Source organism: Bifidobacterium sp. ESL0732 (assembly GCF_029395535.1).
GTDB lineage: Bacteria > Actinomycetota > Actinomycetes > Actinomycetales > Bifidobacteriaceae > Bifidobacterium.
The window spans coordinates 908,449-927,834 of the sequence record NZ_CP113920.1; the positions used below are offsets into that span (position 1 = coordinate 908,449).

A 19,386-nucleotide genomic window follows, 5' to 3' on the forward strand; every position below is an offset into this window, starting at 1 on the left:
TGTTGACTGTTCAGCGTTTTGTTTTACAGTAGAAGTAGTACTAACAGGGGGTTCATGGTGAGCACACACATCATTGTCATGGGCGTTTCGGGATGTGGAAAGACCACTGTGGCCCAAGCGCTTGCGGACAAATTCGGTTTCGAGATGGCCGAGGGAGATGATTTCCATCCCAAGGCCAACGTCGACAAGATGAGCCATGGCATCCCGCTCAACGACGAAGACCGTTGGCCCTGGCTCAAGATCATCAATCAGTGGATGCGAGATCAGGACGCGAAAGGTGTGTCCACCGTCGTTTCCTGTTCCGCTCTGAAACGTGCTTATCGCGACGTGCTACGCCAGGATCTTGATGTGTTGTTTATCCATTTGGTGGGTTCCGAAGATTTGATTGGTTCGAGAATGAGGCAGCGCAAGGGGCACTATATGCCTGTTTCCTTGCTGCCCAGCCAGTTCGCAGACCTGGAGCCTTTGCAGCCTGATGAGACGGGGTGCGAAATCGATATCTCAGGAAGTCCCGAACAAGTCGAGGAACGTGCGTTGGAAGCTGCACAAAAATATATGGGTACTGACTGATAAGGATTTTTCAGTGTCGATACCTGCTGTGTGACTGAATGGGATGATGCCATCGTCGTAGATGCAGTGCTGAAGTCTTTTGTCGCGTGTTGTTTCAGTTGTATTATGGTGGATTTTCGCCATTGTTTGGGTTATAGTGGTTCGGGCGTTTTCGTTTTAGCCTGAGTGCGTATCAGAAATGTCCAAGCTCTCGGAATCATAAATAGAGTTTTATCGTTCAATATTGTTTAATAAGGGAGAAAATAATGCAACTTGGCATGATTGGTCTTGGACGTATGGGTGGCAATATGGCCAAAAGGATTCGAGAAGCCGGCCATGAGGTCGTCGGCTACGACCTGAGCCCTGAATCCGGCCGTGACGTCTCCAGCCTTAAGGAGCTTGTCTCTAAGCTTGATGCGCCGCGTAACGTGTGGATTATGGTGCCCGCCGGCAAAGCTACCGACAGCACGCTCGATGAGCTGATGGAGCTGCTCGAGCCCGGTGATTTGATTATCAACGGTGGCAATTGCAGATATACCGACGACAAGCTCAACGCAGAAAAACTTGCGAAAAAGGGCATCGAATACATGGACTGCGGTGTTTCCGGCGGTGTCTGGGGCGAAGAGCGTGGTTATGCTTTGATGGCTGGCGGCACCGATGAGGAATATCAGCGGATGCTCCCGATTTTCGAAGCGCTGAAGCCGGAAGGCAAGGACGGCTTGGTCCATGCCGGGCCGGTCGGCGGCGGACATTTCGCCAAGATGGTGCACAACGGCATCGAATACGGTATGATGCAGGCGTTCGGCGAAGGTTTCGCGACGATGGAACGCAGCGAATATGTAAACGATCCCGCTGAGGTCATGGCTTCCTGGCGCGCCGGCAGTGTCGTCGATTCGTGGCTGCTCGATCTGTTGGTCCGTGCTATGAAGAACGATCCGGATCTCAAAGCCATGCCGCCGGTAGCAGACGAGACCGGCGAGGCGAAATGGACGATTGAAGCTGCTGCCGAACTTGGCGTGCCGACCCCGGCCATCAGCGCCGGTCTTTACACCCGTCAGGCCTCGCGTGGCGGTGCCGATGACATCCTGCGTGTCGTCACCGCGATGCGCAACCAGTTCGGCGGTCATATCACGAAAGCCTGAACCGAAAGCGCATTTAATATAGTTTGATAGTTTGATTACGAGACGTAATCAATATTGATGATTGTGGGGTTCCGCCTGTCGAAAGGCGGAACCCCACAAATGTACCTAAGCTTAGGGTTTCGTGGTTACTTGTGATTACGGCGAATCAGACTGTCGATAACGCCGATGACAATGCCGGCAGCGGCGGGGATAAGCCAAGTCAGTTGGGCGCTATAGAGCGGCAAGTGAGCCAGTGCGTTGCTCACGGAAGTTAGCGAAAGCCCGAAAACGGCGAGCAGTTTGATAATGCAGTCGAAGATGGTGAAGATCGCCACCAGAAGCACCGTCCAGAAATAGACGCGTGGGAACTTGGCCGAGAACGGCTTTTGCACGAGATTGAGCAGCACCAGCACGATGGCAATGGGATAGAGGGCTCCGAGCACCGGCAACGAGACGGTGATGATGGCACTTAGGCCCGCGTTCGAGACGATGAAGCTGAAAACGGCAAAGAAAACGCTCCATGTTCGATATTTGACTGGATGGCCGAAAACAGTGGGGAAGATGTCTTCGAAATAGGTTGCGCAGGTCGAAATGAGGCCGGTGCAGACATTGAAGCAGGCGAGCACGAAGATGAGGCCGACGAAGGCGGTTCCGATGGAGCCGAACGCCGAGGTGGTGAGGTTGGTCAGTACGGTGGCCCCTGTGTCGTTCTTGCCGTTGGCGGGTTTGATGGAACCGCTTACTGCACCGATAAAGGAAAGCGCGGCATAAATGAGAATGAGCAGAATCCCGGCGCCTGTTCCGGCAATGCCCGTTTCACGACGGTTCGCTTTGATGTCGGTGACGCCGAACTCAGAAATATTGGCTGAAATAACAATGCCGAAATACAACGCGGCCAGAAGGTCCATGGTCTGGTAGCCATTGATGAACCCGTAGATTAACGAACCGTGTGCATATTCGCCAAACGGTTTGCCGAGCGGTGCGTGGCTGATGAAGATACAGGCGACGAACATGACGGCGATAAGTACCAGCAGCAGAGGTCCCATGAAACGGCCGAGCGATTTGGAAAGTTTTTCGGGGTGCTGGCTCAGGATGAACGACAAGGTGAAGAAGACCAGCGAATAGATCAGCAGCGCCAGACGGTTGTTTTCTCCGGCGAACGGAGTTATGGCCATTTCATATGAGGTCGTGGCGGTGCGGGGTATGGCGAAACACGGGCCGATGGCCATGATGATGACGAAGGCCAGTACTGCGGCGAACTTGGGGGAGACGCGCGAGGCGAGGTGCTCGAAGCCGCCCGCCGAGGCCACGGCTAGTACGCCGAGAATCGGCAGGCCCACTGCCGAGACGATGAAACCGATGGTGGCCGGAATCGCCGCGCTTTGTGCCTGTGCGCCCATCAGCGGCGGGAAGATTAGATTTCCGGCCCCGAAGAACATGGAGAAGAATGTGAATGCCACAACGAGGCGGTGCCGGCCGTTGAGTTTCGTCGCGGTTCGGCTTTGGTCGCTGTCGTGTGCATTTATGGATGCCGTACCCTGTTGCGGTTCGACAGGCTGTTCTGATTGTGCGTTACCAGTGGTGTCTACCATAAAACTTCCAATATAACTCTGTGCGATGCAACTGATGGAATTGCATCCACTATGCGGATTTCGGTTTCACTATATGCGCCAGTCACGCCAAGCATGGTTGAGTGGACAATAGGCTTGTATCTGTCTGTTGAACGATGTTGCTGTTTCGTTATGCCTGCAGGTTTGGCAATGGGTCCGTTCTGGTATTTGACTGGCTTGGCTGATATTCGATGGCACTTGGATGCGGGTGGGGCGTCATGTGGCGGGCTTACATGCACCAAAGAGTTCGGAATGCTCACAGTGTGACCGGTATTGAGAGCGTGCCGAATCGTTTTTATAATATAGCCGATATTGTCGTAAACGAGTTCGGCGGCTGAACGGAACGGAGGAGGATGGATGTCGGTGGCGTCCGGGAAAACAGTGTCGGCGGCATTTCGTGAGGCGTTTCCGCGTACCCTGCCGATTTGCGCCAGTTTCGTGCTGACCGGTCTTTCCTACGGGTTGTTGATGTTTTCCAAGGGATTCTCACTTGCCTACCCGGTCTGCATGGCGGCATTCATTTTTGCGGGGTCGATGGAATTCGTCACCATCGACCTGCTTTTGAGCGCCTTCAACCCGTTCGCCGCGTTTGTGATGACGCTGATGGTCAACAGCCGTCACTTTTTCTATGGTCTGGCGATGCTTCGTCCCTTCGGCGGACTGGGCTGGAAGAAACCTTTGCTTATTTTCTGGATGTGCGACGAGACGTTCGCCATCAATTCATCCGCCAAAGTGCCGAAAACGATCGATCATGGCTGGTTCATGCTTTGGGTCTCCGTACTTGACTACTGCTATTGGGTTGGCGGCGCCGCTCTGGGTTGGCTGATCGGCGGCATTCTGCCGTTTTCCACCAAAGGCGTCGAGTTCGCCATGGTCGCCATGTTCGTTTCGATTCTCTTGGACCAATGGTCATCGTCACCGCACACTTTGCGCGGGCATATGCCGGCGTTGGTGGGCCTGGTGGTGTCGCTGGCCTGTCTGCTGGCCTTTGGCCCGAAGGATTTCATGTTGCCTGCGTTAGCGGGCATGCTGATTGTTTTCCTGTTTTTGCGTCCTTGGTTGGAGGAACTCAAGTCGGATTCGTCTGGTGATGGTGATTGCACTGAAAACCTTGGCATATATGAGGGAGGTAGCAAAGCCAACGACGGTGCTGTCGCACAAACGATGGCAGATAGCCGTGAAAAGGAAGGCAAGCGATGATGACGATGAGCACGATGCAGTCCGTAATCACCATTGCCGTGGTTGTCTTCGCCACGATGGTCACACGTTTTACGGTGTTCCTGCTGTTCCCCGATTCCAAAACGCCTCCTCGGCTCATCCGTTACCTGGGTGACGTGCTGCCATATGCGATGACCGGTATGTTGGTGGTCTATTCGCTCAAAAACGTGTCGTTCGTCTCCGGTGACCACGGCATACCCATGCTCATCGCCATCGCGGTGCTTGTGCTGATATACCGCTGGCGACACAATTCGCTGTTGGCGATTTTCGCGAGCACTGTCCTCTATATGGTGCTGGTACAGACCGTGTTCGCCTGAAATCCGCCTGTGACGGGCGACACCTTTCGCTACGATTGAGACATGTCCTTCTTTGACTTTTTCGGCGGGTTCCCGGACCCGCGCAACGGATCCAATCGTTATCGCCAGAACGATGATGACGACGACCCTACAATTTTGCATATCCATACCGACGGCGATGACGACGCCCAGTCTGGAAACAAACGCCCGAATTTCTCCGCAAGTGATTTCTGGCCGCCACGCAGTGGTAACCCGCGTCTGACACGTCGTCCGAACAAGCAGCCCAAAGGCACATCCAATGGGACGAAGGTCTTCATCGGTGTGGTCGTCGTTGTGGCGCTGATTCTGGCGTTGCTGTTCGGTCTTGATCACTTTGTCACCGACCTGATGTGGTTTGGGCAGCTCGGCTTCCAATCGGTCGTCTGGACACAACTTTGGACGAAGGTCGGCTTGTGGGTCGCCTTTGCTGTGCTCATGGCGCTGGTGAGCTACTTTGCCGCCACTATGGCCATCCGAAAGCGCCCGGATTCCGCCGACGGTTCCAAGATTCGCGTCCGAGGCGACGTTGTTGAAGTCGGCAAGTCAGTGAGCTCGAAATCCGCCAGGAAAGTGGCGGTAATCGTCTCGCTGATCGTCGGCCTGATTTTCGGCGCCCAGTTCAATTCGAACTGGTCCGAGGTTCTTTTGATGTTCCATGCCCAGCGGTTTGGAGTCACTGACCCACAGTTTGGTATTGATAATGGGTTCTACGTCTTCATCCTTCCCGGTGTGAACCTTATGCTCTCCGCGCTGAGGATGCTGCTCTTCTTCGGCCTCCTGTTCTCGGTGATTACCCACTTCGCCATGGGCGGCATCCGCATCACGATGCCGGTCAATGGCCACGGCATCATGACCATGACCAAATACGCGCGTCGTCAGATCAGTGTCTGGTTCATTCTCAATATGCTCGCCTGGTCCGTTCGTCAGGTCATCGGCGTCTTCAATACGCTTACCCAGAGCGGTAACCGTTTCACCGGTGCGGATTACACCACTGTGCACGCCAACGTGCCGGTGGCGTTCATTCTTGCCGCGCTGACAGCGATTCTTGGCGTTTTGCTCGGCATCTGGCTTATGCGTTCCCATTCCTTCGACGGCCCCGCCTCTCCGGATGTGCGTGTGGTGGCAGCCGTCAAGGCGTGGCGCGTGCCGATGATTGCCATCGCCGCCGTTGTGGTCGTGGCCATCGTGCTTGGCATGCTTTGGCCGATGCTCCTGCAGCGTTTCAAGGTCAGCCCTAACGAGCAGGAAATGGAATCGTCCTATATTGCACGCAACATCAAGGCGACCCAGCAGGCTTATGGCCTCGATAAGGTGAAGGTTGGCGGCTACAACGCCACCACTCATGGTCAATCCGGCGCGCTCGCAAGCGACCCGGAGACCACCGCGCAGATTCGTCTGCTTGATCCGGAAGTCATATCTCCGACGTTCAAGCAGTTGCAGCAGTCCAAGCAGTATTACATGTTTGCCGACTCGTTGGCGGTCGATAAGTACGATATCGATGGCAAGAGCCAGGACACCGTGATTGCTGCCCGCGAGCTTAACGTCAACGGCAACGACAACCGCAACTGGGTCAACGACCACACCGTCTTCACCCACGGCTATGGCGTCGTCGCCGCCTATGGCAACAAGGTGACCACTGATGGCAACCCCGAGTTCTTCGAATCCGGCATACCCACTCAAGGCAAGCTGACCAAGTCCCAGCATTATGAGCCGCGCATTTACTTCTCGCCGAATTCACCGGAGTACTCCATCGTCGGTTCGCCGCAGGGCACCGCACCCTGGGAGTTCGATTACCCGAAGGGCTCCACCGGCGCCTCCAACACGTTTGAAGGCAATGGTGGTCCGAAGGTCAACAACATGCTGACCCGTTTGCTTTATGCCATCCGCTTCGGCAGCGACCAGATCTTCTTCTCCGATCGTGTCACCTCGGATTCGCAGATTCTTTACGATCGCAGCCCGCGTGACCGCGTGGCCAAGGTGGCTCCGTACTTGACGCTTGATGGACGTGTTTATCCGGCGGTAGTCAACGGACGTGTGAAGTGGATTGTCGACGGCTATACGACTTCGGATGCCTATCCGTATTCACAGATGACCGACCTTGGCGTGGCCACTCAAGATTCGACCACCATCACTTCCAAGACGGTTCAAGGGCTCAATTCGCAGCCCGCCAACTACATCCGCAACTCAGTCAAGGCGACGGTCGATGCCTATGACGGTTCGGTCGACCTCTACACTTGGGATACGAAGGATCCGGTCATCAAGGCATGGCAGAAGATTTTCCCGGGTCAATACCACCCAATTTCCGATATCTCCGGCCAGCTGATGAGCCATCTGCGTTATCCGGAAAGCCTCTTCAAGGTGCAGCGCCAGCTGCTGGCCAAATACCACGTCACAAGCCCCGGCCAGTTCTTCTCTGGCGAGGACTTCTGGCAGACCCCGGTCGATCCCACCGAGGCCCAGGATGCCCAGCAACACGATGTGCTGCAGCCGCCGTATTATCTGACCCTTAAGACCGGCGGTTCCAAGCGGCCGCTCTTCTCGTTGACTTCCACCTACATTCCGGCAGGTAGCTCGACGCGTGAGATCTTGACCGGCTTCCTTTCAGTCGATTCCGACGCGGGGGATACCAAGGGCAAGATAGGGCCGAATTACGGCACGATACGATTGCAGGAGTTGCCGAAGGACGCCAATGTGCCGGGCCCTGGCCAGGCGCAAAACAATTTCAACTCGAATGCTGACGTCTCCAAGGAACTGAACCTCCTGGGAACCGGCTCCACCAAGGTGGTGCGTGGCAACCTCCTGACACTGCCACTTGGTGGTGGATTGGTCTACGTCGAGCCCGTCTATGTCAAATCCAGCGGCGCCACCAGCTTCCCGCTTTTGAAGAAGATCCTCGTGGCCTTCGGCGATCAAGTCGGTTTCGCGGACACCTTGGACGAGGCACTCGATCAGGTCTTCGGCGGTGATTCCGGAGCTTCCGCAGGCGATGCCGAAAACAAGGGCGGTGCCGCGACCAGCGGTTCCTCCTCCGACAACTCTGCTACCCAAGGCGACACCTCTGGCAAGACCAATGGAACGAACGGCACTGCAGGTACGTCCGGTTCTTCCGGTGCGACTGCCAGCAACCCTGATTTGAAGGACGCCTTGAGCAAGGCAGGCCAGGCCATGAAGGACTCTGATGCCGCCATGAAGAAGGGCGACTGGGCCGCTTACGGCAAGGCCCAGCAGGAGCTCAACGACCAGCTGAACCGCGCCCTCCAGTTGGAAGGCCAACAATAAGCCGCTAAACCGGCTAAGCTATTATGACGGCGTTGTGTGAGCAGCAATATCTCGGTGCTGTTCATACAACGCCGTTACTATATTCAATCAATAAGTCTTAGAAATTAAAAAAGCGTGGAAGCGAAACGAGGAGTAGCCATGATTCGAGCGGCGGAGGACAGCGATTTGCAGGTAATCACCGATATCTACAATGAGGCGGTTATCGCTGGCGGATCCACGGCCGATCTAAAGCCGCGAACCCTCGAGCAGCGCCGCGAATGGGTGGCCGAGCATGAACCACGCCGCGATTTTCCTGTGGTCGTCTTGGAAGATCGGTACGGGAAAGTAGTCGGTTTCGGTTCCTTGTCGCGTTTCCATCCTCGTGCCGGCTACGACGGCGTGGTCGAGTTGAGCTATTACATCGCCACCGCCGCGCAGTATCAAGGATATGGCACCGAAATGGTCTCCTGGCTCATTGGCAAAGCCAAGGAACTTGGCAATCGCAAGGCCATCGGTCTGATTTTCGCCAGCAACACTGGCTCCATCGCCCTGATGAAGCATTTTGGTTTTACCCGCTATGGTTTTCTACCCAAGGCCTGCTGGGACGGCCACGGCTATCTCGACATGTCCTACTGGTATCTCGATCTGTGATGTAGCTATAATCATTCTTCCGTCGTTGCGTTCGTCGTTAGGCGTAGCCAAGCGTCGGTTGGAATCGGTATGATTGATATCAGGTAACCGCATTTTCGGTGCATTTTGTCATGCCCGGATTGAGGTGGTTGATATGAATGAACCTGATATATCGCTTGTATATCACTGACGAGAAGGAACGTAGCACGAGATGGCATCACAATTCTGGCTGATTGCGGGACTGGGCAACCCCGGCAAGAAATACGAGGGCACCCGCCACAATATGGGGTTCATGGTCGCCGACGTGCTGGCGGAACGCTGGTCCGTGTCTTTCGGCGATCATAAGGGATTGGCTGATTTGGGCAAAGGTGTGATGAATCTCAGCGGCAGAAGCCTCAAGTTCTTCCTTACCAAGCCGTTGACTTATATGAACGATTCCGGAGATGCGGTTTCGTCCATTTCTACCTATTACGACATCGACCCAAAACGGATTATTGCCATCCACGACGATATGGACCTCGATTTCGGGCGGATTAAGGTCAAGGCCGGTGGCTCGGCGGGCGGGCACAACGGTATCCGTTCCATCGACAAATCTCTGGGAACCAACAAGTATTCACGCGTCCGCATGGGTACCGGTCACGCTGCTCGTGGACCACACGCCCATGAGAACACGGTCAACTGGGTACTCGGAGGTTTTTCCGCGCAGCAACGCAACGAACTGCCCGAATTCCTCGCGGATGGTGCCGACGCAGTGGAAACTATCATGTTCGAGGGCATGAGTGAGGCGCAGGAGCGGTTCAATGGCCGCTGAAGCGAAAGGCCGTTTCGCAAAAGTATCGAAACATAATATCAGTAACAGCAAGGATAAAGCAGAAACGTCTTCATCAAATTCAACAACCAAACCGGTGAAAAAATCGGGTCAAAACACGAAACAGGAGCCGCAAGCCCATGATATGTCCGGTTCGCTTGCCCGATTTCTGCCGCGTCTTGACGATGACGAAGCATTCCGGGACCTGCTGGCCGGTGAGATCGAAGCTCCGGTTGGTGCGGCCGATCAGGCGCTGACTGTCGGCGCTCCTGAGGGTATCAGGCCGGCGATTGCGGCCGCGCGTGCACAATATTCCTCCGTGGTGATGGTCGTGTCTTCGAGCCGTGAGGCCGAGGAGACCGTCAATTCCATCCGTTCGTGGTACGGGGGAGATCTTGGCGAAGTAAGCCAACTCGAGGCTTGGGAAACGCTGCCGCACGAACGCCTTTCGCCGCGTGCCGACACCGTGGCTAGCCGCATGGCCGTCTTCCGTAAGCTCTGTCATCCGAAAGATGGCAGCGAAATGTTCGGCCCGATTCGCATTCTCGTCATGCCGGTACGCTCGCTGATTCAGCCGGTGGTGTCCGGTTTGGGCGACGTGGAGCCGTTGGTGTTCAAGGTCGGCAGGGAGATTCCACTGGACGAGGTTTCCGCACGATTGGTCGAAAACGCCTATACCCGCGTCGATCTGGTCGTCAACCGCGGCGAATTCGCGGTGCGTGGCGGAATCGTCGACGTGTTCCCACCGACCCTACCGCACCCGGTGCGTATCGAATTCTTCGGCGATGAAATCGACACCATCAAGGAATTTCACGCCTCCGATCAGCGCACCTACGGTGATGGCATCGATGTTGTCTGGGCTACGCCGTGCCGCGAGCTACAGCTCACCGACAAGGTGCGTGCCCGTGCCAAGTCGTTGATCGGCCGGATACCCAATGCCGACGACATGCTGCAATCCATCGCTGACTCCATCCCGGTGGAAGGCATGGAATCCCTGATTCCTGCGCTGATTGACGATATGCAACCGGTGGCCACAATGCTGCCCAAGGATGCGGTCATCATGCTTTCCGACCCTGAAAAGCTGCGCCGCGCCGCCGCCGACCTCGCCAAAACAGCCAACGAATTCCTCGCCGCCAGCTGGCATGTGGCCGCCAGCGGTCACGGGGCAGGTGCGCCTATCAGCTTCGATCAGGCGAGTTTCCTCGATTTCGACGAGACGATTCGTTCGCTGGAATTTTCCAACCATGAAGTGTGGCGGCTCACCAGTTTCGGCATCGACAAGACCATGGCTGGTCACGTCCAGCTCGATGCGTCGGTTCCCGAAGAGTATCGCGGTGACGAAAAGCGTGCCAAGACAGGCGTCGAAGGGCTTATTGACGACGGTTTTGAGGTAACCATTACGGCCGCTGCCAACGGCACGTTGTCACGTTTGAAGCGCGCGCTCGGCCAAACAGGTGTGACACGTTTCGATACCGTGCGCTCCCAGGCCATGGATGGTTTCATCGATTCCGCCGCTAAATTCGCGTTGCTTACCGAACGTGACCTGACCGGTAAGACCAGCGCCGTCGCCCAGCAGAAGACCCACCGTCGCCGTCATAAGGCTATTGACTTGATGGAGCTCAAAGCCGGCGATTACATCGTCCACGAACAGCACGGCATCGGCCGGTTTGTCGAGATGCGCCAGCGCACTACCGGTGTCGGCGCGAACCGTGCCACCCGCGAATACCTGGTCATCGAATATGCTCCGTCCAAACGCAACGCGCCACCGGACAAGCTTTTCATCCCCACCGACCAGCTCGATCAGGTCTCCAAATACATCGGTGCTGACAAGCCCAAACTCAACAAGCTCGGCGGCTCCGACTGGGCCCAGACTAAGGCCAAGGCGCGCAAACATGTCCACGAGATTGCCGACGACTTGGTCAAGCTCTACTCCGCTCGGCAGCAGGCCAAGGGCTTCGCGTTCAGTCCCGACACCCCCTGGCAAAAGGAGCTGGAGGATTCCTTCCCGTATCAGGAGACGGCCGATCAGCTCACCACCATCGACGAGGTCAAGGCCGACATGGAAAAGCCCGTGCCGATGGATCGCCTGATCTGCGGCGACGTCGGCTTCGGTAAGACGGAAATCGCCGTGCGTGCTGCGTTCAAGGCCGTCCAAGACGGCAAACAGGTGGCCATTCTGGCACCGACCACGCTTCTGGTGCAGCAACACTACGAGACGTTCACCGAACGCTACGAGGGTTTTCCGGTGGATGTCGCAGCGATGAGCCGGTTCCAGACCAAAAAGGAGATCGACGAGACGCTGAAGGGTCTCGAATCCGGCAAGGTCGATGTCGTTATCGGCACCCACAAGCTCTTGAATCCGAAAATCAAGTTCAAGGATCTGGGCCTTCTGATCATCGACGAGGAGCAGCGTTTCGGCGTCGAACATAAGGAGACCCTCAAGGCCCTGCGTACCAACATAGACGTGCTCTCGCTTTCCGCCACACCAATCCCAAGAACGCTGGAAATGGCCGTCACCGGCATCCGCGAGATGTCGACGCTGGCCACGCCGCCTGAGGACCGTTTGCCGGTGCTCACCTACGTCGGCGCCTACGAGGATGCTCAGGTCACCGCCGCTATTCGTCGTGAGCTCTTGCGCGGTGGTCAGGTCTTCTACGTCCATAACCGTGTCAACGACATCGACAAGGTGGCAGCCAAGATCCACGATCTGGTGCCCGAGGCGAAAATCGGCATCGCCCACGGCAAGATGGGGGAGAAACAGCTCGACAACATCATCCAGGACTTCTGGCATCGTGACATCGACGTGCTGGTATGCACCACGATCATCGAAACCGGTCTTGATATCACCAACGCCAACACGCTGATTGTCGATCACGCCGACCGTTTCGGCTTAAGTCAGCTCCATCAGCTGCGAGGCCGTGTGGGCCGTGGCCGCGAACGTGCATACGCTTACTTCCTTTACGACCCGAGTAAGCCGATGACCCAGCAGTCACACGACCGTCTGGCCACCATCGCGCAGAACACGGCGCTCGGAAGCGGTTTCGACGTGGCGATGAAGGATCTTGAACTGCGCGGAACCGGCAACCTTCTGGGCGGTGAGCAGAGCGGCCATATCGAGGGCGTCGGCTTCGACCTGTACGTGCGTATGGTTTCCGATGCCGTCGAGAAATACAAGGAGCCGGAACGTAGAGAATCCGTCGCCGTCACCATCGACCTACCCATCGAGGCTTCGATTCCGGTCGATTACATCGATTCGGATAAGCTTCGCCTCGAAGCCTACCGCAAGTTGGCCAGCGCGCGCACTGAAGATGATCTCACCGAGCTGCGAGAGGAACTTACCGACCGTTACGGCCCGTTGCCGGAGGAATTCGACACGCTGTTCGACGTCGCCAGACTTCGCAGCAAGGCTCGTGCGCTCGGCATCAGCGAAATCGTCACCCAAGGCAACCGTGTGCGCATCGCCAAGATTGACCCGCCGGAATCGTTGCAAATGCGGCTCTCGCGTATCTACAAGGGCTCGCAATACCGTCCGGTCACTCATACGTTGCTCATCCCCGCACCCTTCGGCGAAACGCTTGGCGGCAAGCCGATGACCAGCCCCGAGGTAATGGGCTGGACCGACCAACTGCTTGAAGATCTGGCGTGGCACGGAGGTTCGCGCTAAGGCCAGGCATCATTGGCAATACAGTAAAACGGATAAAAAATGTTGTGTGGTATATAGGCGATTTCGGAGGTATCGGAGTCGAAATCACCGTTTGCCAAACAGTCGGTAAGTCACGCTTTCCCGTATAGCATCCCGCGCAGGTCGTCCTCAATCTGGGTATGGTCTTGAGGCCGTCCCTCACTATCCAGGTCATGGCGATCGATATGGATGTCATCGGAAATCTCACCATCGGAAAGTACCAGCACCCGATCGGAGAGGCGCGTGGCTTCGGCGATATCATGGGTGACCATCAGCACGCCCCATTGATGCCTGGCGCACAATGCGGCCAATAGATTCTGCATGTCCAAGCGCGTGAGTGAATCGAGAGCGCCGAACGGCTCATCGAGCAGCAGGAGTTTCGGATTGCGCACCAAGACTCGAGCCAGCGATGCGCGCTGTGCCTGTCCTCCGGAAAGGGACGATGGCCAGGAATCGATATGATCGTCAAGTTGTACTTGTTTCAAGGCATTCTGTGCGATGTCTCTTCGTTCGTTTTTCGAGCCTGACAACCCCAACGTCACATTGTCCCACAGCCTCATCCAAGGTATCAGCCTGGCATCCTGAAAGGCAAGAGCGAACGAGTCCGTGGCTTCCATCCTGCCGCACAGTGGGGTGAGAAGCCCGGCGACGATACGCAGCAAGGTCGATTTGCCGCAGCCTGAACGGCCGATCAGCGAGACGAACTCACCTGTGCCTACTGTGGCGTTGATGTCGCGGAGCACCGGCCTGTCTGCGAACGACAGGCCGATGTGCTCCAAATCAAGCAGAGGAAGGTCGCTGGATTGTTGTGAAGCTTGTTGCGGCATGTCCTGGCTCACTTCGTGCAGTCGAGCACATGGGCGTCGAGGTTCGGCTTGGTCTTGATGAAGCCGAAATCGACGTATTGCTGTGCGATGTCATCAAGCATTTGCTTGCCTTTGGCATCCACCGGCAGGATTTTCGGTATGTCGAATTTTCTCACCTGCTTGATGATGGTGTCCGATGCACCGAATTTTTTGTAGGTCTGATAAATGAATTCCGGGTTTTTCTGCGCCTTATCGGATTCCTTGACCAGTGTCTGGTAGAGTTTCTTGACGATTTGCGGGTGTGCGTCGGCGAATTTCTTGGAGACCATATGTATGCTCACGTTCTTCGAATCATAGTGTTTTCCGTTGGTGATGAGCCGGGCGCCGGGTGTGGCCATGGCTGTGGCGAGGTTCTGGTCGTACGTCGCCAGCGCGTCGATTTTTCCGGAGGTGAATGCCGCGGCGAAATCGGTCTGGCTCAGTTCGACTTCGGTGACTTGTTTGGGATCGAGTCCGGCGTGGTGGAACGCGGCATTGACCACGTAGTCGCCGGTTGCGCCTTTTTTGTCGATACCGATGCGCTTGCCGTAGAGGTCTTTGAGGGTGGTGACTTTCGAGTTCGGGGCGGCCACGATGCCTTGGGAATCGCCGTCATAGTATTCGATGGCGAAGGCGACCCAGGGCTGCTTTTGATCAATAAGGCTGATGAAAGCTCCGGTGCCGGTACTGGTGGCTTCGGCCCGGCCTGCCAGAATGGTTTTACGTGCCGTATCTGGCGGGTTGAATGGTCCCATGAACTTGGCTTGGTAGGGCTTCATCGTCTCGCTGACGAATGGTTCGTTGTGTATGGTGGTCAGGTAGTTCGCCGTTGAAAGATAGGCGATCCGAATGGTGCCTTCGGATTTGGCGGAGCCCGATGCATTCGAGGTACCTGAGGAGGTTCCGCAAGCTGCCATTGCCACAACCGCAGCAAGCGTGCAGGTCGCTGCGCATATGCGACGTATTGTGCTATGTTGCTCTGCGTATGAGGCCGAGATGAGGTGATTTGTTTTCATGATACTTCCTTCTTCTTGAATGATGTTGAGTTCATAGGTCAAAATATTGGCGGTTTTGAACGTAGGCAGTCGAACGGGGACAAGTGACGATGCGGATAGCCTCACGGATTCAGTGCTTGTGGTTCCACGGGGTAAGCGCATGTTGCAGCAAGCCGACTATGGCTTCGCTTCCCAGCCCGAAGATGGCGTAAAGTACGATGCACAGCACCATCTGATCGGTACGAGAGAACTGCTGGGCACGGGAGAGGATATAGCCGATGCCCACTGAGGAGTTCACCGTCTCACAGGTGACCAGCGCGATCCACGCCACGGTGATGGCGAAGCGCAGACCGGTCATAAAACTCGGAAGGGCTCCCCGGAAAAGAATCCGACGTAGTACCAAGGGCTTGGGCAGCCGATACGCTTTGGCCAGCTCGATGAGCTTGGGGTCAAGATTACGGATACCGTCGCGCACATTGACGTAGATCAGCCCGAACACGCCGATGGCGATTAGCGCGATCTTCATAGATTCATCGATGCCCAGCATGATGATGAGCAGAGGCGAAAGCGCCGGGAACGGTATGGCACGCAACATATGCACCGGTTTGTCGACGAGGTCGAAGCCAATGGTCGAAGCTCCGGCGATCACGGCGACAGGCACGGCAATGACGATGCCCAGCCCGAGACCCAGCAGGACACGGGCAAGACTGATGCCGATCGATGGGAAGAGCAGGCCTTCGGCGTTCAGATCGCCGCACGACTTGATGACCTCGATAGGAGAGGGCAGCGGCCGAGATTCGGCGGGAGACAAGGTGGCGAAAAACCACCAGAGACATAAAACGACCGTGGAAAGCCATGGACCGATCATCTGCAGCAGCTTTATGCCTCCTCGTGGCCGCAGGTTCGCGCCTGTGCCCTGTTTGGAGGACATGGCTTCAGCGCCATCGAGGATGCCGGCGATATGCCGCATGCCCGACGAGGTTGAAGATGCTGATGATGAAGTTGCCGAATGGCTTTTCGGACGCACAATACCGTTGTGCATCGGACATCCCTTCGATAGCATTACCTACATCAGGTTCGATGAGTATGATCTCAGCCCGGCCGGTTCGCTTTTGTGTTTTGCACGCCAGCTTTTTCAAACACTTGGCTTGGGCACCCCATGTCAAAGAGTATTAGAACTCTTGAGCTGGACATCGAGGGGTGGATTGCTCAATAGGGCAATGACCGGAAAGGTTGCCGGCAATCCGGAAGGTACGACAAATTTGTGCGCACACTCTATGTTAACGTTCACATAAAATAGCCGATTTCGCTGGTTTACGTCCATCAAAGACATTAATCTTGGAACTGTTAGTGAAAGTCCATCTTTAAGGAGTAATTGTGGCAGCAATTGAAAGCGTATATGCCAGCGAAATTCTCGATTCCCGTGGAAACCCGACCGTCAAGGTAGTTCTCGACACCGTTGATGGTGCCGAAGGCATCGGCCTGGTTCCTTCTGGCGCTTCGACCGGTGAGGCTGAGGCTTGGGAGCGTCGCGATGGCGATAAGTCCCGTTACAACGGCAAGGGTGTTCTCGAAGCGGTTAAGGCCGTCAATGAGACCATCGCGCCCAAGGTCATCGGCATGGACGCCACCGACCAGCGCGCTCTTGACGAGACCATGATCGAGCTCGACGGCACCCCCAACAAGGGTAAGCTCGGCGCCAACGCCATCCTCGGCGTTTCGCTCGCGGCCCTCTATGCCGCCGCGGAATCCGCCGAACTGCCGCTCTACCGCTACATCGGCGGCACCAACGGCCACATCCTGCCGGTTCCGAACATGAACATCATGAACGGCGGTGCGCACGCTGATTTCGCCACCGACATTCAGGAATACATGATCTCCCCCTACGGCTTCGAGACCTACAGCGACGCGCTGCGCGCCGGTGTCGAGGTCTATCACACCCTCAAGGGCATCCTGAAGAAGGACGGCCACGATACCGGTCTTGGCGACGAAGGCGGCTTCGCTCCGAAGATGAAGACCAACGAGGATTCCCTCAAGTACATCATGCAGGCCATCGAGGCCGCCGGTTATGAGCCCGGCCGCCAGATCGGTCTGTGCCTCGACGTGGCGTCCTCCGAGTTCTACAACAAGGACACCAACACCTATCACTTCGACGGCGCCGACCGCGATGCCGACTACATGCTGAACTACTACAAGGAGCTTGTCTCCAAGTATCCTCTGGTCTCCATCGAGGATCCGTTCGCCGAAGAAGATTGGCCTGCATGGCAGAAGATCACCGCCGAGATGGGCGACAAGCTCCAGTTCGTCGGTGACGACCTGCTCGTGACCAACCCGAAGCGCCTGCAGAAGGGCATCGATCTGCACGCCGCGAACAGCCTGCTCGTCAAGCTCAACCAGATCGGCACCGTCACCGAGACGCTCGACGCCATCGAGCTCGCCACGGCCAACGGCTTCACCTCCATGGTCTCCCACCGTTCCGGCGAGACTCCAGACACCACCATCGCCGACCTTGCCGTCGCCAAGAACACTCGTCAGATCAAGACCGGTGCTCCTGCCCGTGGCGAGCGCATCGCGAAGTACAACCGCCTGCTCGAGATCGAGGAAGAGCTTGGCTCCACCGCCGAGTACGCCGGCTATTCCGCCTTCAAGGCCTGCAAGAAGTACATCAAGTAACTTCTAGTTGAAGCCATCCGCAGTGCTGTTGTGCTGTGAGCTTTGCCCGTCACATTCATTCTTAGGAGTCGAATGTGACGGGTATTTTATGTCTTATGGGCACTACGAAGAACAAAAGCAAAACGGAGAACGGCAAGAAGCAGAGCCGTCGCCGCGGCTCCGGCCCGATGGCGTTCTTCATTGCCTTGTTCATCGTGGCGTTGGGTGCCATCCAACTGGTCGCCACATTCCACAGCTACGCCTTGAATCTTGCCGAGCTCAACGGGCTGAAACGGCAGGAAGCCGCATTGGTGGCGCAAAAACAGAATCTCGAAAACGATATTTCTCGTTGGAACGACAACGCCTATGTCACCGCGCAGGCACGTGATCGGCTTGGGTTCGTCTTCCCCGGCGAGCAGGCTATCCACGTCGAACATCCCGAAGCAGTCACCGGTGTCAAACCCAAATCAGACGACACCGATCAGAACGAGGTCAGCTCTGACAAACCGGCTCTGCCTTGGTACCGCGAACTTGCCTATGGTTTCAAGAAGGCCGACGAACCGCTGAAAAAGAGCAAGACCGGTGAGGTCACGACACCCAAGGCCGTGGGCGGGCAAACCGATACCGACCCTGATGCTGACGGGACGCAAAATGCAAACGGCAACACCAATCAGTCAGGCAACAACAACGATAAAAAGAATGCTGCAAATCCGCAGAACAAGGCCGGCCAGAAGGCGAGTGCCGGTTCTCAGAGTAGTGGTAGCGGCAAGAAATGAACGATTTCGACGTAATCTATGCTGGCATCACGTTCGATAAGGGTTTGAACACAAGATATATAGACATGTGATAGATATGTCGAATACTGATAATTTTTATACAAACGAGACAGAACGATACCCGACAAGGAACAGCGTGCAAAAAGAACAACCCCAATTCTCGAAATCATTGAATCCTAACTCAATGAACGTCGAGCAGCAATCTGCTGCGGGCGATGAAAACGTATCGGATTCGATTCAGATTGACGAAGCCGCCCTCAATGCGCAAGCCAGGAATCTGGTGGACCGCGTGATGGACGACAAGGCCAGCAATGACGATGTCGTCTTGGTAAAGAAGCAACTTGGGCGTTTCCCGCGCGGTATGGTCGCCGTGGGGGCTCGTTGCGTGTGTGGCAGGCCGCTGGCCGTGGTGACGCGGCCCGTATTGCCTGACGGCACTCCGTTCCCCACAACCTGCTATTTGACCAGTCCAGAGGCAACTAAGGCTGTTTCGCGTGTTGAAGCGGACGGCTCGATGCAGCACTATACCGATCTGGTTCAGCATGACGAGACGATTCGCGCAGAGTACGAGCGTGCGCACCGGCTTTATCTTGCCTTCCGGCATGAGCTAGCGATTCGCCTTGGCGACAGTGAGGAGCATATCGCGGGCACGAGCGCCGGCGGCATGCCCGTACGCGTCAAATGCCTGCACGCACTCGTGGCGCAGACGTTGGTGATGGGCAGGGGAGCAAACCCCATAGGCGACATGGTGCTGGAACGTATCGTCGACGAGTTCGACCCGAACGTCTGCCGTTGTACCGTTGAACTGGACTGATGTCCTGCAGTTTCATGCGTGTCGCGGCATGGCATGGTGTTCGGTCGGGATTAGGATTCCCTGCAATGTTGCGTCTGACGGATAATGTCTAAA

Annotated in this window: 15 protein-coding genes and 1 riboswitch; of the genes, 11 read left to right on the plus strand and 4 right to left on the minus strand. The window is 56.2% G+C overall.

Features of this window, described 5'->3' with window-relative positions:
- Window positions 1-57 precede the first annotated feature (57 nt).
- Together OZX70_RS03420 and gnd are read left to right on the plus strand one after the other, a co-directional pair.
- Complete coding sequence (locus tag OZX70_RS03420; protein WP_277182085.1) at window positions 58-570, plus strand: gluconokinase; 513 nt, start codon at window positions 58-60, stop codon at window positions 568-570.
- A 245-nt stretch (window positions 571-815) separates the two neighbouring features.
- The gene (gnd, locus tag OZX70_RS03425; protein WP_277181831.1) at window positions 816-1,691 is read left to right on the plus strand and encodes a phosphogluconate dehydrogenase (NAD(+)-dependent, decarboxylating); all 876 of its coding nucleotides are present in this window, start codon (window positions 816-818) and stop codon (window positions 1,689-1,691) included.
- Window positions 1,692-1,816: 125 nt separating this feature from the next.
- On the opposite strand, the gene brnQ is transcribed toward gnd, so the two are convergent.
- A complete protein-coding gene (brnQ, locus tag OZX70_RS03430; RefSeq protein ID WP_277181832.1) occupies window positions 1,817-3,262 on the minus strand; it encodes a branched-chain amino acid transport system II carrier protein in 1,446 nt (481 codons plus the stop codon).
- Window positions 3,263-3,637: 375 nt separating this feature from the next.
- Here brnQ and OZX70_RS03435 point away from each other — a divergent pair, with 375 nt between their 5' ends.
- The 6 genes from OZX70_RS03435 to mfd all read left to right on the plus strand — a co-directional run bounded on the left by OZX70_RS03435 (window position 3,638) and on the right by mfd (window position 13,193).
- Window positions 3,638-4,480 (plus strand): AzlC family ABC transporter permease, encoded by an 843-nt coding sequence (locus OZX70_RS03435; RefSeq protein WP_277181833.1) that lies wholly within the window; start codon window positions 3,638-3,640, stop codon window positions 4,478-4,480.
- Window positions 4,480-4,815, plus strand: a complete 336-nt coding sequence (locus tag OZX70_RS03440) for an AzlD domain-containing protein (RefSeq protein WP_277182086.1) — start codon at window positions 4,480-4,482, stop codon at window positions 4,813-4,815. The genes OZX70_RS03435 and OZX70_RS03440 overlap by 1 nt, the downstream gene beginning before the upstream one ends.
- Before the next feature lie 42 nt (window positions 4,816-4,857).
- The gene (locus OZX70_RS03445) at window positions 4,858-8,112 is read left to right on the plus strand and encodes a UPF0182 family protein (RefSeq protein WP_277181834.1); all 3,255 of its coding nucleotides are present in this window, start codon (window positions 4,858-4,860) and stop codon (window positions 8,110-8,112) included.
- Between the two features lie 138 nt (window positions 8,113-8,250).
- Complete coding sequence (locus OZX70_RS03450; RefSeq protein WP_277181835.1) at window positions 8,251-8,742, plus strand: GNAT family N-acetyltransferase; 492 nt, start codon at window positions 8,251-8,253, stop codon at window positions 8,740-8,742.
- 190 nt (window positions 8,743-8,932) lie between these two features.
- Complete coding sequence (pth, locus tag OZX70_RS03455) at window positions 8,933-9,532, plus strand: aminoacyl-tRNA hydrolase (RefSeq protein WP_277181837.1); 600 nt, start codon at window positions 8,933-8,935, stop codon at window positions 9,530-9,532.
- A 142-nt stretch (window positions 9,533-9,674) separates the two neighbouring features.
- Window positions 9,675-13,193, plus strand: coding sequence for a transcription-repair coupling factor (mfd, locus tag OZX70_RS03460; RefSeq protein ID WP_277182087.1), 3,519 nt, complete (start codon window positions 9,675-9,677; stop codon window positions 13,191-13,193).
- Between the two features lie 110 nt (window positions 13,194-13,303).
- On the opposite strand, the gene OZX70_RS03465 is transcribed toward mfd, so the two are convergent.
- From OZX70_RS03465 to OZX70_RS03475, 3 genes are all read right to left on the minus strand, one after another.
- Window positions 13,304-14,038 carry an ABC transporter ATP-binding protein gene (locus tag OZX70_RS03465; protein ID WP_277181838.1) on the minus strand — a complete coding sequence of 245 codons (735 nt, stop codon included), beginning with the start codon at window positions 14,036-14,038 and terminating at the stop codon, window positions 13,304-13,306.
- A gap of 8 nt (window positions 14,039-14,046) precedes the next feature.
- Complete coding sequence (locus OZX70_RS03470; RefSeq protein WP_277181839.1) at window positions 14,047-15,072, minus strand: NrtA/SsuA/CpmA family ABC transporter substrate-binding protein; 1,026 nt, start codon at window positions 15,070-15,072, stop codon at window positions 14,047-14,049.
- A 109-nt stretch (window positions 15,073-15,181) separates the two neighbouring features.
- Complete coding sequence (locus OZX70_RS03475) at window positions 15,182-15,919, minus strand: ABC transporter permease (protein WP_277182088.1); 738 nt, start codon at window positions 15,917-15,919, stop codon at window positions 15,182-15,184.
- A 163-nt stretch (window positions 15,920-16,082) separates the two neighbouring features.
- Window positions 16,083-16,221, minus strand: a riboswitch (TPP riboswitch).
- Between the two features lie 207 nt (window positions 16,222-16,428).
- Between OZX70_RS03475 and eno the strand changes: the two genes are divergently transcribed.
- The 3 genes from eno to OZX70_RS03490 all read left to right on the plus strand — a co-directional run bounded on the left by eno (window position 16,429) and on the right by OZX70_RS03490 (window position 19,293).
- Window positions 16,429-17,724, plus strand: a complete 1,296-nt coding sequence (gene eno / locus OZX70_RS03480) for a phosphopyruvate hydratase (RefSeq protein ID WP_277181840.1) — start codon at window positions 16,429-16,431, stop codon at window positions 17,722-17,724.
- 95 nt (window positions 17,725-17,819) lie between these two features.
- Window positions 17,820-18,479 (plus strand): septum formation initiator family protein, encoded by a 660-nt coding sequence (locus OZX70_RS03485; protein WP_277182089.1) that lies wholly within the window; start codon window positions 17,820-17,822, stop codon window positions 18,477-18,479.
- Window positions 18,480-18,771: 292 nt separating this feature from the next.
- The gene (locus OZX70_RS03490) at window positions 18,772-19,293 is read left to right on the plus strand and encodes a DUF501 domain-containing protein (RefSeq protein WP_277182090.1); all 522 of its coding nucleotides are present in this window, start codon (window positions 18,772-18,774) and stop codon (window positions 19,291-19,293) included.
- Window positions 19,294-19,386 lie beyond the last annotated feature (93 nt).